The organism is Streptomyces sp. NBC_01304 (assembly GCF_035975855.1).
GTDB lineage: Bacteria > Actinomycetota > Actinomycetes > Streptomycetales > Streptomycetaceae > Streptomyces.
Genome location: NZ_CP109055.1, coordinates 8,771,758 through 8,785,502, shown reverse-complemented (window position 1 = coordinate 8,785,502; position 13,745 = coordinate 8,771,758). Strand labels below are relative to the sequence as shown.

Genomic DNA, 13,745 nt, shown 5'->3' with positions numbered 1-13,745 from the left:
GTCGTCTCATTCTCCGGATCATGCTCCGGATCGTCCGTCCCCGTGGGCCGCGAGGGCCTTGTCCAGCACGCCGGGCAGGGCCTGGAGGAACGTGTCCACGTCCGCGTCGCCGATGGTCAGCGCCGGCATCAGCCGGATGACATCGGGCGCGGGCGCGTTCACCAGGAAGCCGGCGTCCTGAGCCGCCTGCTGCACCTGGGGCGCCAGCGGCTCGGTGAGCACGATACCCAGCAGCAGCCCCGCACCACGGACATGGCCGACCAGGGAATGGCCGGAACCTTCAATTCCGTTGCGGAGCTTCTCGCTCTGCCGCTTCACGTTGTCGAGGAGTCCGTCGGCGGCGATGGTGTCCAGGACCGCCACACCGGCCGCGCAGGCGACGGGGTTGCCGCCGAACGTGGTGCCGTGCTGGCCGGGCGAGAGCAGGTCGGCCGCCTTGCCGAAGGCCGCGACCGCGCCGATGGGCAGGCCGCCGCCGAGTCCCTTGGCGAGGGTGACCAGATCGGGCTCGACGCCCTCGTGGGCCTGGTACTCGAACCAGTGCCCGGTCCGGCCGATGCCGGTCTGCACCTCGTCGAGGACGAGCAACGTGCCGGTGGCGGCGGTGATCTCGCGGGCCGCCTTGAGGTAGCCGGGCGGCGGCACGACGACGCCGCTCTCGCCCTGGATGGGCTCGATGAGGACGAACGCCGTGTCCTCGGTGACCGCCGCGCGCAGTGCCTCGACGTCGCCGAACGGTACGTGCGTGACATCGCCGGGCAGCGGCTTGAAGGGCTCCTGCTTGGCGGGCTGTCCGGTGAGCGCGAGGGCGCCCATGGTGCGGCCGTGGAAGCCGCCCTCGGTCGCCACCATGTGGGAACGCCCGGTCAGCCGCCCGATCTTGAAGGCGGCCTCGACCGCCTCCGTACCGGAGTTGCAGAAGAAGACCTTGCCGGGCCGTCCGAAGTGGTGGAGCAGCCGCTCTGCGAGCGTGACAGTCGGCTCGGCGATGAAGAAGTTGGAGACCTGGCCGAGGGTCGCCACCTGGTCGCTGACCGCGCGGACCACCGCGGGATGGGCGTGGCCGAGGGCGTTGACCGCGATGCCGCCGACGAAGTCGAGGTATTCGTTGCCGTCGGCGTCCCAGACCCGGACGCCCTCGCCGCGGACCAGGGACATCTTCGGCGTCCCGTAGTTGTTCATCAGCGAGTGCTGCCACCGCTCGGCGAACTGTGCGTTGCTCATGCTTCCCCCTCCGCGTCGGGCACGACCATCGTGCCGATTCCTTCATCCGTGAAGATCTCCAGCAGGATCGAGTGCTGGACCCGGCCGTCGATGACGCGGGCGGTCGTCACGCCGTTGCGTACCGCGTGCAGACAGCCCTCCATCTTCGGCACCATGCCGCTGGCCAGCTCGGGCAGCAGCTTCTCCAGCTCGGTCGCGGTGATCTTGCTGATCACGTCGTCACTGTTCGGCCAGTCCTCGTAGAGGCCTTCGACGTCCGTGAGGACCATCAGCGTTTCGGCGTCCAGCGCCGCAGCGAGTGCCGCAGCCGCCGTATCAGCATTGACGTTGTAGACATGTCCGTCGTCCTGGGAGCGGGCAATGGAAGAGATCACCGGGATACGGCCGTCGGCGAGCAGCGCCTCGATGGCCCCGGTGTCGATGGCGGTGATCTCGCCGACCCTGCCGATGTCGACCAACTCGCCGTCGATCGTCGGCTTGTGCTGGGTCGCGGTGATGGTGTGCGCGTCCTCGCCGGTCAGGCCGACCGCGAGGGGGCCGTGCTGGTTGAGCAGGCCGACCAGCTCGCGTTGGACCTGGCCCGCGAGGACCATGCGTACGACGTCCATGGCGTCCTCGGTCGTGACGCGCAGACCGGCCTTGAACTCGCTCACGATCCCGTGCCGGTCGAGGGCCTTGCTGATCTGCGGGCCGCCCCCGTGCACCACGACGGGCTTGAGGCCGGCGTGGTGCAGGAAGACGACGTCCTGGGCGAAGGCGGCCTTGAGCTCCTCGTCGATCATGGCGTTGCCGCCGAACTTGATGACGACGGTCTTGCCCTGATGACGGGTCAGCCAGGGCAGCGCCTCGATGAGGATCTGCGCCTTGGGCAGTGCGGTGTGCTTGCGGGTGCTCATGAGGTGATGGGTCCTCGGGTGGTCACTCGGACCAGCGCGTCGTCAGGACGAGTAGGCGCTGTTCTCGTGGACGTAGTCGGCGGTCAGGTCGTTGGCCCAGATCACGACGGGCTCGGCGGAGCCGGCCGCGAGGTCTGCGGTGATCTTGACTTCCCGGTAGCGCATGTCGACGAGGTCGCGGTCCTCGCCGACCGAGCCGTTCTTGCAGACCCAGACGCCGTTGATGGCGACGTTCAACTGGTCCGGGTCGAAGGCCGCCTTGGTGGTGCCGATCGCGGAGAGGACCCGTCCCCAGTTGGGGTCCTCGCCGTGGAGGGCGCACTTGAGCAGGTTGTTGCGGGCGATGGACCGGCCGACCTCCACGCCGTCGGCCTCGCTCGCCGCGTTGATGACCTCGATCCGGATGTCCTTGCTGGCGCCCTCGGCGTCGCCGATCAGCTGGCGGGCCAGGTCGTCGCAGACTTCGCGTACGGCCTCGGCGAACTCCTCGTACTCCGGGGTGACTTCGGAGGCACCGGAGGCGAGCAGGAGCACGGTGTCGTTGGTCGACATGCAGCCGTCGGAGTCGACCCGGTCGAAGGTGAGCCGGGTGGCGTCGCGCAGGGCCTTGTCGAGTACGTCGCTTTCGAGGGCGGCGTCCGTCGTCAGGACCACGAGCATGGTGGCGAGGCCGGGGGCGAGCATGCCCGCGCCCTTGGCCATGCCGCCGACGGTCCAGCCGTCCTTCGTCACGACCGACGTCTTGTGCACGGAGTCGGTGGTCTTGATGGCGATGGCGGCCTTCTCGCCGCCGTGCTCGGAGAGCTGGGCGGCGGCCGTCTCCACGCCCGGGAGCAGCTTGTCCATGGGCAGCGTGACGCCGATGAGACCGGTCGACGCGACGGCGATTTCCCCCGCGTTCTGACCCAGCACCTCGGCGACCTTCTCGGCCGTGGCGTGTGTGTCCTGGAAGCCCTTGGGTCCCGTACAGGCGTTGGCGCCACCGGAGTTGAGGACGACGGCGGAGACCTGACCACCCTTGATGACCTGCTCGGACCACAGGACGGGGGCGGCCTTCACACGGTTGGAGGTGAAGACGCCCGCGGCGGCGAGGCTCGGGCCGTTGTTGACCACGAGGGCCAGGTCCGGGTTGCCGTTCTCCTTGATGCCCGCGGCGATGCCACAGGCGCTGAACCCCTTGGCGGCGGTGACGCTCATGGCGCGACTCCGATCGTGGAAAGCCCGGTGGTCTCGTCCAGACCGAGGGCGATGTTCATGGACTGCACCGCGCCGCCGGCGGTGCCCTTCGTCAAGTTGTCGATCGCGCTGATGGCGATGATCCGGTGGGCGGCCTCGTCGAAGGCGACCTGGATCTGCACGGCGTTGGAGCCGTAGACCGAGGCCGTCGCGGGCCACTGCCCTTCGGGCAGCAGGTGCACGAACGGCTCGTCGGCGTAGGCCTTCTCATAGGCGGTACGTACATCCTGCGCCGTGACGCCCGGCTTCGCCTTGGCGGAGCAGGTGGCGAGGATGCCGCGGGCCATCGGGGCGAGGGTCGGCGTGAAGGACACGGTGACCCGCTCGCCGGCGGCCGCGCCGAGGTTCTGCATCATCTCGGGGGTGTGCCGGTGGCCGCCGCCCACGCCGTACGGGGACATCGAGCCCATGACCTCGGAGCCGAGCAGATGCGGCTTGAGGGCCTTGCCCGCGCCCGACGTACCGGTGGCGGCGACGATCACCGCTTCGGGCTCGGCGAGCTCGGCGACGTACGCCGGAACGAGCGCGAGCGAGACCGCCGTCGGATAGCAGCCGGGCACGGCGACCCGCTTCGACCCGGCGAGCGCGGTGCGCGCGTCCGGCAGCTCGGGCAGGCCGTAGGGCCAGCTTCCGGCGTGCGTGGAGCCGTAGAACTTCTCCCAGTCCCCCGCGTCCTTGAGCCGGAAGTCGGCGCCCATGTCGACGACGAGGACATCCGGGCCGAGCTGCTCGGCGACCGCGGCGGACTGGCCGTGCGGCAGGGCCAGGAAGACCACGTCATGGCCGGCGAGGACGTCGGCGGTGGTCGGCTCCAGGATGCGGTCGGCGAGCGGCAGCAGGTGCGGCTGCAGCGCACCGAGGCGCTGCCCGGCGTTGGAGTTGCCGGTCAGGGCGCCGATCTCGACGTCCGGGTGCGCGAGGAGCAGGCGGAGCAGTTCCCCGCCCGCGTATCCGCTCGCTCCTGCGACTGCTGCTCGTACTGCCATCGGACCCTCCTAGTCGATGGCATGACTATACGTAGCGATGCAGGGTTATGCAAAGCGTTTCGGATGGCGGGCGATCAGGGCGAGCGGGCCGCCGGACGCTTGGCCCTCGGCCCTTGGCGCCTGACGCTTGGCGCCAGGGCCGCGCGCATGAGTTGGCGAATTCGCGCCCCGATGGCCGAAGTTGAGTGCTTCAGTTGGATCTCGTAAGGAATTTGACCGCATTGACGCCACCGATCGCATACCTGGCGCCATTAATGGCTCGCCATGGCGCCACCCATGTGCCATAATGGAGACACGAAGACGGCGGCGCCGGACACGGCGTACGAATCACGAGGAGCTCATCACCATGGCCATCACCCTGACCGACCAGGAAAAGATCACCCTGCGGACCGCCGCGTACGGCGCCGTCACGCTCCTTGCCGCCGCTGACGCCGCAGGCTCCCCCCACAAGATCGCCACGCAGGGCTCCATCGCACTGGCCACCGCGACCGGCCCGGTCGGGCACATACTCGCCGAGCGGACGAAGATCGAGAACCTGGACGGCAAGTCCACGGCCGACATCGCCGACCGTGTGCTGCCGGCCCTGACCGAGACCGTGGGCGTACTCAAGAAGCAGGACCCGGCCGAGGCCGACAACTTCCGCAGCATCCTCACCGTCGCCATCGAGTCGGCCACCCAGAACCGCAAGGGCCAGCCCAGCCCGACCGTGGCCGAGATGACCCGCAAGATCAACGAGGCCCTCGACGCCGGCTGATCGACGCCGTCTCGCCGACACCTCTTGCCATGCGCGAGGCCGGACAGAACCCGAGTTCTGTCCGGCCTCGCGCATGGGCGGTACGTGCTCAGGCGGTGGCTGCGCCGAACCACTTGGGCAGCGCGTCGAGCAGCTCCTGCTGGTCGTCGCCGGCCCACGCCACATAACCGTCCGGCCGCAACAGCACGGCGGGCACGTCCAGTTCCTCGCTCACGTCCACGACGTGGTCGACGCGGTCCGCCCAGCCCGCCACCGAGAGCCGGCCGGTCTGGTCGAGCAGCAGGCCGCGGCCCTCGTGCATCCGCTCGTAGAGGCGGCCCTGCTTCAGCTCCACGTCCCGTATCCGGCGGCCGAGCAGTTCATGGCCCTCGCCGAAGTCGTAGCTGACCCCGATCGCAGTGATCATCTCGGTCACGTACCGGTTCACCTCCTCGAAGTCCATGAGCTTCGAGAACAGCTCGCGCAGCGCGGTCGGGCCCGGCTCGGAGCCGAGCAGCGTGATCTGTGCGCGGGTGTTGTCGATGACGCGGGCGCCCACCGGGTGCCGTTCGGCGTGGTAGGTGTCGAGGAGCTCCTCCGGCGCCCAGCCGTGCACCGCGGCGGCCAGCTTCCAGCCGAGGTTGAACGCGTCCTGCACACCGAGGTTGAGCCCCTGCCCGCCGGTCGGCGGGTGGATGTGCGCCGCGTCGCCGGCCAGGAACGCCCGGCCGACCCGGTAGCGCTCGGCCTGCCGGGTGGCGTCGCCGAACCGGGACAGCCAGCGCGGCGAGTGCACGCCGAAGTCGGTGCCCGCGAACGCGTGCAGCTGCTTCTTGAAGTCGTCGAGGGTCGGCTCGGTCGCCCGGTCCTCGGCCACACCGTCGGCGGGCACGACAACACGCCACACGCCGCCCTTGCCGGAGTCGGACGGGGCCAGGCCGAACCGCAGCTGGGTCTTGTGGACTTCCGCGGTGGCCGCGGTGATCGTCGCCTGATCCGCGGTCACCTCCATCTCGCCGAGCAGCGTCTCGACCGTGGCGGCCTCGCCGGGGAAGTCGACGCCGAGCAGCTTGCGCACCGCGCTGCGGCCGCCGTCGCATCCGACGAGGTAGCGCGAGCGCAATTGCGTGCCGTCCGCCAGCTCGACGCTCACTCCGTCGTCGTCCTGGCTCAGGGCGACCACCGTGGAGCCGCGCCGGATCTCGGTGTCGAGTTCGAGGGCACGCTCGTTGAGGATCTTCTCGGTGAGCGGCTGCGGAGTGGCGACGCCGAACGGGTGCGCCGTGTCGAGGCGTTCGGGCCACGGCTTCGCGATGCCGCCGAAGAGACCGCCGACCGAGAACTTCTCGCTGACCGCGAGGAACCGGTCGAGCAGACCCCGCTGATCCATCATCTCGACGCTGCGTGCGTGCAGACCCTGCCCGCGGGACTGCGAGGTCGGCTCGGTCAACTTCTCCAGCACGACCACGTTCACGTCGTGCAGTCGCAACTCGGCGGCCAGCATCAAGCCGGTCGGCCCGCCGCCAACCACGATCACGTCAATCATCAAGAGTGTCCATTTCCGCAGGTCCTGGCGTTGAGTTGACCATTCTGCGGTACGCCCTGGGCCTTGCCGCAAGCCCCCTGGTGCGCTATAAGTTGAGAGTGGCAAGGAGCGAGTTTCCTCCTTGCCTTTTCTCTTGGGTCTTCAGAACTTCCCGGCGATCAGGGCGACCAGCAGGCCGATCAGGACGGCCGCCGTCATCGCAGCAACGGAGTACGCGGCCCGCAGCGCCTTCCGCATGCTCGCCGGCCGCTCCTCGCGCCACCCCAACTCCTCGGCCACGCCCCGGATCAGCCGATGCCCGTCGGCCGACGAGAAGGTGTACCACTCGGTCCCGCCCACCGCGCGGTGTCGGGTCCTGTACACGCTGCGCCCGACGGACTTGTGCACGCTCTTCCGTCTGCCGCCCGGCCAGTACTCGGTCGTCAGCACCACGTCCGTGATCGTGAAGACCCGCTCGGCCGCCGCGAGTTCGACGCGGTACGTCCACACCGTGCTGGTACGCCCCGGCTCTTGGACATCGATGGTCAGATCGAATCCGCTCGCCGTGAGGGCCATCCGGTACTGCGTCCCCGCGACCGCGTCCCGCACCCGCGCGCGCAGCTCCTCGAATTCCCCCATGGCTCCCATGGCCTCACACGCCAATGCCCGGCGCGGGCCGCCCGGTGAGCAGGGCCCGCATCATGGGCTCCGGCAACGCCGGGTTGGCGGCGGCATGTTCGCTCAGTTCGTCGTCGCCCAGGAGCACGGTCAACCGGCCCTCCGGCAGCCGGGGATGGCGGGCCGCGCCAGCGCGGACGGCCGGGTCCGGGTCGCGGGTGAGGCGGTCTGCGGTCTCCGGTGCGAGGTCGGGGTCGAGCAGGGCGAGGCGCCGTTCGTCGGGTGCCTCGGCGTCGGCGAAGCGGGGGCCCAGGCCCTTGACGGGGAAACTCGGGTGCTCAAGGAGGAGATCGCGGGGCCCGCCCCGCTGCTCCAGGTAGCAGCGCAGCAGCAAGTCCGGCGGGGGCTCGGGGTGGTTGTGGGCGAGCAGGAGCCGTACGCCCGGGTCGTCGTCCCGCGCGAGCAGGGCGACGAGCTCGACGGGGAGCGCCGGATCGCGGGCGGCGCGGCGGCGCAGCAGCGGGTGGCGGGAGCGGGCGTGGGCAGCGGATGCCGCCGGGTCGGGGACGGCTCGGGCGTGGTGCTCGCAGGGCCCGAACTCCTGGTCGGTGTCGACCTCGTAGGCGATCGACGCGCGCTCGACCTCGCTCAGTTCGGGCCGCAGGGAGACAGCGGTCCGCACGTGCGGATCCGGGTCACGGGCAAGGGTCGTCACGTGTACGGGGTCGAGGTCGGCGCGGCGGGCGAGCTCCAGCCTGACCTTGCGGTCGGGGTGCGCGACCAGGCCCGCCACGACGTCGGGCGGAGTGCTGTGGTTGTGGGCGAGCACCCACGGGTGCTCGGGGTCGGGGTCGCTCAGCAGCCAGTCGACGACGCGCGGCGAGAGCCGTCGGTTCACCAGGATGTGCGTCGACCAGTGACGGCGGGGTGGCGGCAGCGGACCGAGGGCGCGCTCATTGGCCTCGGCATCATCGGGCGCCAGCACTTCCTGCACGCGCTCCCGCACGCCGGGGTCCGGGTCGCTGCGGAGTGCCGCCCGTTGGTCCTCGGACAGGAACGTCCACACGTTGACGGCCATCCCTCGCACCGAGGCCAGGGCATGGTCGGCGTACGAAAGTTGGAATGCGAAGGGGATCTGCCGGGAGGCAAGCAGCTCGCTCACACATTCGTTGTCGTACGTCGTCAGCATCCGGTCGATCACCCGGTCGGGCAGCGGCCGGACGGGCCTCGTCCGGTCCGGGCGGCCGGCGAGGCGGGCCCGGACGAGCCAGTCGGGATCGTCGACGAGCCGTCCGCGCACCTCTGGGTCGACGAACGGGTTGCGGGCCAGGGCGGCCCGTACGCCGCTCCGTGGATGCCCCACGATCGCGGCGATCACCGCCTCCGGGAAGGCCTCGCGGCGTCCGGCGAGCGCGGGCCACGTGCTCTCGTACTCCGGTTCAAGGAGCCGCAACAGCAGGTCTGCCGGGGCGGCGGAGTTGATGGCAAGGCCGTCAAGCAGCGCGGTCATTCCTCGTCCTCGTCCGGCTCCCGGAAGGGGACCGGATCGGCCACCCACCCCGCCGTCAGTACCAGGCGCGAGGCGCGATGGACGGTCAGGAAGCCGAAGGGGCGGTCGAAGGCGGCCTCGATGCGGCGGACGGTGTACCGGGGCGGCGGTGGCATGCTGCCGGGCGCGGCACAGACCACCGACAGGGTGGCCGCCTCGAAGCCCTTGGCGTCGAACATCGCGAGACCCGCCTGGGCGGCCGAACCTATCGCCAAGGGCTCAGGGCCGATCCCCGGGAAGTGCCCACGGGAGGTGTCCATGGCTGTCGCGAGGCCGAACCGGGCGGGGTCCGCCAGCAGGTCGTGGGCCGCCTCGACACGGAACGGGACGGTGCGGACGACGAGTTCGGGCTCGGGAGTGCGGCTGCGCTCGTCGGTCACTCGCAGCCCCGGGCCCGGCTCGCCGGTGGGCAGCCGGTCGCCCGGGATCACTGCGTCGGTACCGGAGAGTGTGCGGATGCCGCGCCCCAGCACCTGACCAGGCGTCATGTCCGGTGCGCCCAGGACGAGATGGACGTCGATGCCCGCGTCACCGAGCACCTTGAGCACCGTCAGTGGCCCGTCCGGAGTGTGCGCCACACCCACCCGGTCGAGGAGCGAGGTGGTGCGGCCGAGGCCGAGGAGGTACCGCCCCTGCCAGGGCCCCTCGGCGGGGACCAGCTCCGTCTCGTGGAAGGGCTGTAGCCAGCGGGTCCGTACCGCCTGTGCCGCGGCCAGCACGAGTTCGGTCGCCTCGTCGATGGCGACGGGCATGCTGCGGATCAAGCCACCGGTGTGCTCCTCGGCCCAGCTGTCGAGGCGCTTGCGGTCGGCCACCGGGTCGCCGCTGAACGTGCCGTGGGTCCCTGCGGGCAGCCCGGCGGTCCAGGCGGTGTGCAGCGGCAGCGTGCCCTTGGTCCAGAGCCCGAGCGCGGTGCTCACGCCCGGGACCGATGCCACCGCTTCGAGGTATCCGCGGGTGGCTGCGGCGGCCTCGTCTGCCGACAGCCCGATCGCGTCCGACAGTTCGGCCCGCGCCGGACCGTCGGCCACGTCCGCGAGGAGGGCGAGGAGCGGCCAGAGACTCGTGGCGGACAGGACGGTCCCACCGTCCACCGGCCCGGTCGTGGCCCACCGTTCGGTGAGCCGGTTCATCGCGCGTACGGAATCTGCTGCCGGCTGCATTGCGTCCCCCTGGTCCCCGCCCCGATCAGCCGTCACTATGCCTTGCGGCCGGCCCTCGCGGCCACGTCCTTTGCCGCCACCCCTCACATCGGCAGAGAGCGCAGCCTGACGGGTCCGGCGGGCCAGGCCGCGTCCTCGTGCAGCGGCCTCACCATCGTGTGCAGCGGCATCGTCACCACGCGGTCCTCCGGCTGTTCCACCCGTACGTCGCCGTCGAGCGCCTGAAATCCAAGGCGCCGGTACAGCGCCACGAGCGGCGGCCGGCAGAACAGCAGCGCATGCCGTGGCCCCATGGTGCGGGCGTGCGCCAGGGCGGCCTCGACGACGCTTCGGGCCAGGCCCCGGCCGCGTACGTCCGCAGCGACCGCCACCCCGCCGACCCCCACGACCTCGGTCGCGGACCCGCCGACGGATATCGGCAGCCGGCGCAGGCCCGCGTGGGCGATCAGGCGACCGTCGCGGGCCCTGATGCCGAAGTGCTCCTCCTTCGGCAGCCAGGTCAGGCCGGTCCCGGCGACCTCGAAGGGGTCGGGGCCGGCGCCGAGGATCTCGGCCAGGTCCGTCTGCGTATAGGCCGGAAGGCGGACGGGAGTTGGGGCGGTCGCAGCGTGGTCCTCAGTCATCTCCGCATGATCTTCTACGTCCCCGCCGCCCGCCAAACGCGACCACGTCCCCGCCACCCGTCACCCGCGACTACGTCCCCGCCGCCCGCCAAACACGACAGCCGCGCCCCTCGTGCGAAGGGGCGCGGCCGGGTGCCTGCGAGGAGGGTCAGGCCTGGACGAACTGCCAGAACTGGAGCGGGCTGCCGTGGAAGGGCTCGTTGAAGAGCTGTGTCCCCTCCTTGGGCTCGGGCAGGCTGATCACGCCGTCCTGGTACGGGAACGCGATCCGGAACTGACCCTCACCGACCGGCTCGATCGACCAGGGCAGCGGAGACGGCTGGGCGGCGATCCGCGGCGGGTAGATACGGAGGAACCCGAGGCCGAGGAAGGCCTCGCCGCTCACCGAGCTCTTGATGATGAACTCATTGACGTCGTTGATCGTCGTGATCTTCCACTTCTGGCTGGGCTCCTTGGTGAGCGGGAGCGCGACGATCGGGGTGTTCGGCTCGGAGCTGGCGTGGAACAGGTCGATGTACAGGTCGGTCATCGGGTTCTTGATCAGGTATTCGCCGTCGGGCAGCAGAGCCATGAGAACTCCAGGTGAGATGGAGAGAGACGGTGTACGGGGACCGTGCTCGCCGAGCCCAAGAGGCCGGGGCCTTCGGCTCGGGCGGTCTCACCCTAGGAGTCACAGATCAGCCCAGTAACGGGCGTTTCAGGTCTACTCAGGAGCATTCAACATGGCTGGGAAGTAAGGGGAGTTGAGGCACAAATCACGCCGGTTTCAACGCGGACATGGCCGACAGGCCACGCACCCGGCGCTGAGGCCCACGCCGGCTGTCAAGGGCCGTCCCCGGGACCGCGTTCGCGCGTCGGCCACCACCCGCCCGGGCCCCACGACCAAAACCGCCCCGGCCGGGTGAGCCCGGCCGGGGCGGTGAAGGTGAGCGGGGTGGGTCAGGCGAGCGTGGCGAGCGCCTGGTTCCAGGTGGTGGACGGGCGCATGACGGCCTTCGCCTTCTCCACGTCGGGCTGGTAGTAGCCGCCGATGTCGGCCGGCTTGCCCTGCACCGCGAGGAGCTCGTCGACGATCGTCTGCTCCTGCTCGGTGAGCGTCTTGGCGAGCGGCGCGAAGGCCTCCGCGAGCTGGGCGTCGTCGGTCTGCTTGGCCAGCTCCTGGGCCCAGTACAGGGACAGGAAGAAGTGGCTGCCGCGGTTGTCGATGCCGCCGACGCGACGGGTCGGCGACTTGTCCTCGTTGAGGAAGGTCGCCGTCGCGCGGTCCAGGGTGTCGGCGAGGACCTGGGCGCGGGCGTTGCCCGTGGTGGTCGCCAGGTGCTCGAAGCTGGCCGCGAGCGCGAAGAACTCGCCCAGGCTGTCCCAGCGCAGGTAGTTCTCCTTGACCAGCTGCTGGACGTGCTTGGGGGCGGAGCCGCCGGCGCCCGTCTCGAAGAGGCCGCCGCCGTTCATCAGCGGGACCACGGAGAGCATCTTGGCGCTGGTGCCCAGCTCCAGGATCGGGAACAGGTCGGTGAGGTAGTCACGCAGCACGTTGCCGGTCACGGAGATGGTGTCCTCGCCGCGGCGGATGCGCTCCAGCGAGAACTTCGTCGCCTCGACCGGGGACAGGATCTTGATCTCCAGGCCCTCGGTGTCGTGCTCCGGCAGGTACGCGTTGACCTTCTCGATGAGCTGCGCGTCGTGCGCGCGGGTCTCGTCGAGCCAGAACACGGCCGGGGAGCCGGTGGCGCGGGCGCGGGTGACGGCCAGCTTGACCCAGTCGCGGATCGGGGCGTCCTTGGCCTGGCAGGCGCGGAAGATGTCGCCCTCGGCGACCTCCTGCTCCAGGACGACGTTGCCCGCGGCGTCGACGAGGCGGACGGTGCCGGGACCGTCGATCTCGAAGGTCTTGTCGTGGCTGCCGTACTCCTCGGCCTTCTGCGCCATCAGGCCGACGTTCGGCACGGAGCCCATGGTCGACGGGTCGAAGGCGCCGTTGGCGCGGCAGTCGTCGAGGACGACCTGGTAGACGCCGGAGTACGAGGAGTCCGGGAGCACCGCGAGGGTGTCGGCCTCCTGGCCGTCCGGGCCCCACATGTGGCCGGAGGTGCGGATCATGGCCGGCATCGAGGCGTCGACGATGACGTCGGACGGCACGTGCAGGTTGGTGATGCCCTTGTCGGAGTCGACCATCGCGAGCTCGGGACCCGCGGCGATCTCGGCGTCGAAGGACGCCTTGATCTCGGCGCCCTCGGGCAGGGCGTCCAGGCCCTTGAGGATGCCGCCGAGGCCGTCGTTCGGGGAGAGACCCGCGCCCGCGAGGACCTTGCCGTACTTCTCGAAGGTCTTCGGGAAGAAGGCGCGTACGACATGACCGAAGACGATCGGGTCGGAGACCTTCATCATCGTGGCCTTGAGGTGCACGGAGAACAGCACGCCCTCGGCCTTGGCGCGGGCGACCTGCTCGCTGAGGAAGGTGCGCAGGGCGGCGGCGCGCATGACGGACGCGTCGACGACCTCGCCCGCCAGGACCGGCACGGACTCGCGCAGGACGGTGGTGGAGCCGTCCTTGCCGACGAGCTCGATGCGCAGGGCGCCGTCCTCGGCGATGGTGGTGGACTTCTCGGTGGAGCGGAAGTCGTTCTCGCCCATCGTCGCGACGTTCGTCTTGGACTCGGGGGTCCAGGCGCCCATGCGGTGCGGGTGGGTCTTGGCGTAGTTCTTGACCGACGCGGGGGCGCGGCGGTCGGAGTTGCCCTCGCGCAGCACCGGGTTGACGGCGCTGCCCTTGACCTTGTCGTAACGGGCGCGGACGTCGCGCTCGGCGTCGGTCTTCGGGTCGTCCGGGTAGTCGGGCAGCGCGTAGCCCTGGCCCTGCAGCTCGGCGACGGCGGCCTTCAGCTGCGGGATGGAGGCCGAGACGTTCGGCAGCTTGATGATGTTGGCCTCGGGCGTCTTGGCCAGCTCGCCCAGCTCCGCGAGCGCGTCGTCGATGCGCCTGCTCTCCTCGAGGAACTCCGGGAAGAGAGCGATGATGCGGCCCGCGAGGGAGATGTCACGGGTCTCCACACCCACGCCGGCCTGGGCGGCATACGCCTGGACCACGGGCAGGAACGAGTGCGTCGCCAAGGCGGGCGCCTCGTCAGTGTGGGTGTAGATGATGGTCGAGTCAGTCACCGGGTGCTCCGCTCCACGTCCGTCTGTAACATT

General features: G+C 70.4%; 12 protein-coding genes. 1 reads left to right on the top strand and 11 read right to left on the bottom strand.

Annotated elements, in window-relative coordinates:
• Window positions 1-18: 18 nt before the first annotated feature.
• The 4 genes from OG430_RS39070 to argC are packed head-to-tail and all read right to left on the bottom strand — an operon-like array spanning window position 19 to window position 4,342.
• The gene (locus tag OG430_RS39070; protein WP_327357394.1) at window positions 19-1,224 is read right to left on the bottom strand and encodes an acetylornithine transaminase; all 1,206 of its coding nucleotides are present in this window, start codon (window positions 1,222-1,224) and stop codon (window positions 19-21) included.
• Complete coding sequence (gene argB, locus OG430_RS39065; RefSeq protein ID WP_327357393.1) at window positions 1,221-2,120, bottom strand: acetylglutamate kinase; 900 nt, start codon at window positions 2,118-2,120, stop codon at window positions 1,221-1,223. Before argB ends, OG430_RS39070 begins: the two co-directional genes overlap by 4 nt.
• Before the next feature lie 42 nt (window positions 2,121-2,162).
• Entirely contained in the window at window positions 2,163-3,317 is a 1,155-nt protein-coding gene (gene argJ, locus OG430_RS39060; RefSeq protein ID WP_327357392.1) for a bifunctional glutamate N-acetyltransferase/amino-acid acetyltransferase ArgJ, read from the bottom strand.
• On the bottom strand, window positions 3,314-4,342 hold the full coding sequence (argC, locus tag OG430_RS39055; RefSeq protein WP_327357391.1) for an N-acetyl-gamma-glutamyl-phosphate reductase: 1,029 nt from the start codon (window positions 4,340-4,342) through the stop codon (window positions 3,314-3,316). Before argC ends, argJ begins: the two co-directional genes overlap by 4 nt.
• 346 nt (window positions 4,343-4,688) lie before the next feature.
• On the opposite strand from argC, the gene OG430_RS39050 reads away from it, so the two are divergent.
• On the top strand, window positions 4,689-5,096 hold the full coding sequence (locus tag OG430_RS39050) for a hypothetical protein (RefSeq protein ID WP_327357390.1): 408 nt from the start codon (window positions 4,689-4,691) through the stop codon (window positions 5,094-5,096).
• An 88-nt stretch (window positions 5,097-5,184) separates the two neighbouring features.
• On the opposite strand, the gene rox is transcribed toward OG430_RS39050, so the two are convergent.
• The 7 genes from rox to OG430_RS39015 form a co-directional block, all read right to left on the bottom strand.
• Entirely contained in the window at window positions 5,185-6,621 is a 1,437-nt protein-coding gene (rox, locus tag OG430_RS39045; RefSeq protein ID WP_327357389.1) for a rifampin monooxygenase, read from the bottom strand.
• 141 nt (window positions 6,622-6,762) lie between these two features.
• Window positions 6,763-7,239, bottom strand: coding sequence for a hypothetical protein (locus OG430_RS39040; protein WP_327357388.1), 477 nt, complete (start codon window positions 7,237-7,239; stop codon window positions 6,763-6,765).
• A gap of 13 nt (window positions 7,240-7,252) precedes the next feature.
• On the bottom strand, window positions 7,253-8,728 hold the full coding sequence (locus OG430_RS39035; protein ID WP_327357387.1) for a translation initiation factor 2: 1,476 nt from the start codon (window positions 8,726-8,728) through the stop codon (window positions 7,253-7,255).
• Window positions 8,725-9,930 carry a serpin family protein gene (locus tag OG430_RS39030; RefSeq protein ID WP_327357386.1) on the bottom strand — a complete coding sequence of 402 codons (1,206 nt, stop codon included), beginning with the start codon at window positions 9,928-9,930 and terminating at the stop codon, window positions 8,725-8,727. The genes OG430_RS39035 and OG430_RS39030 overlap by 4 nt, the downstream gene beginning before the upstream one ends.
• Before the next feature lie 83 nt (window positions 9,931-10,013).
• On the bottom strand, window positions 10,014-10,553 hold the full coding sequence (locus OG430_RS39025; RefSeq protein ID WP_327357385.1) for a GNAT family N-acetyltransferase: 540 nt from the start codon (window positions 10,551-10,553) through the stop codon (window positions 10,014-10,016).
• A 148-nt stretch (window positions 10,554-10,701) separates the two neighbouring features.
• Window positions 10,702-11,124: a hypothetical protein gene (locus tag OG430_RS39020; protein WP_327357384.1), complete on the bottom strand. Its 423-nt coding sequence runs from the start codon at window positions 11,122-11,124 to the stop codon at window positions 10,702-10,704.
• Window positions 11,125-11,492: 368 nt separating this feature from the next.
• Window positions 11,493-13,712, bottom strand: coding sequence for an NADP-dependent isocitrate dehydrogenase (locus tag OG430_RS39015; RefSeq protein WP_327357382.1), 2,220 nt, complete (start codon window positions 13,710-13,712; stop codon window positions 11,493-11,495).
• Window positions 13,713-13,745 lie beyond the last annotated feature (33 nt).

Coding starts and splice junctions, on each gene's coding strand:
- OG430_RS39040 (WP_327357388.1), bottom strand. CDS start 7,239: ATGGGGGAATTCGAGGAGCTGCGCGCGCGGGTGCGGGACGCGGTCGCG.
- rox (WP_327357389.1), bottom strand. CDS start 6,621: ATGATTGACGTGATCGTGGTTGGCGGCGGGCCGACCGGCTTGATGCTG.
- OG430_RS39035 (WP_327357387.1), bottom strand. CDS start 8,728: ATGACCGCGCTGCTTGACGGCCTTGCCATCAACTCCGCCGCCCCGGCA.
- argB (WP_327357393.1), bottom strand. CDS start 2,120: ATGAGCACCCGCAAGCACACCGCACTGCCCAAGGCGCAGATCCTCATC.
- OG430_RS39020 (WP_327357384.1), bottom strand. CDS start 11,124: ATGGCTCTGCTGCCCGACGGCGAATACCTGATCAAGAACCCGATGACC.
- argC (WP_327357391.1), bottom strand. CDS start 4,342: ATGGCAGTACGAGCAGCAGTCGCAGGAGCGAGCGGATACGCGGGCGGG.
- OG430_RS39025 (WP_327357385.1), bottom strand. CDS start 10,553: ATGACTGAGGACCACGCTGCGACCGCCCCAACTCCCGTCCGCCTTCCG.
- OG430_RS39050 (WP_327357390.1), top strand. CDS start 4,689: ATGGCCATCACCCTGACCGACCAGGAAAAGATCACCCTGCGGACCGCC.
- OG430_RS39030 (WP_327357386.1), bottom strand. CDS start 9,930: ATGCAGCCGGCAGCAGATTCCGTACGCGCGATGAACCGGCTCACCGAA.
- argJ (WP_327357392.1), bottom strand. CDS start 3,317: ATGAGCGTCACCGCCGCCAAGGGGTTCAGCGCCTGTGGCATCGCCGCG.
- OG430_RS39070 (WP_327357394.1), bottom strand. CDS start 1,224: ATGAGCAACGCACAGTTCGCCGAGCGGTGGCAGCACTCGCTGATGAAC.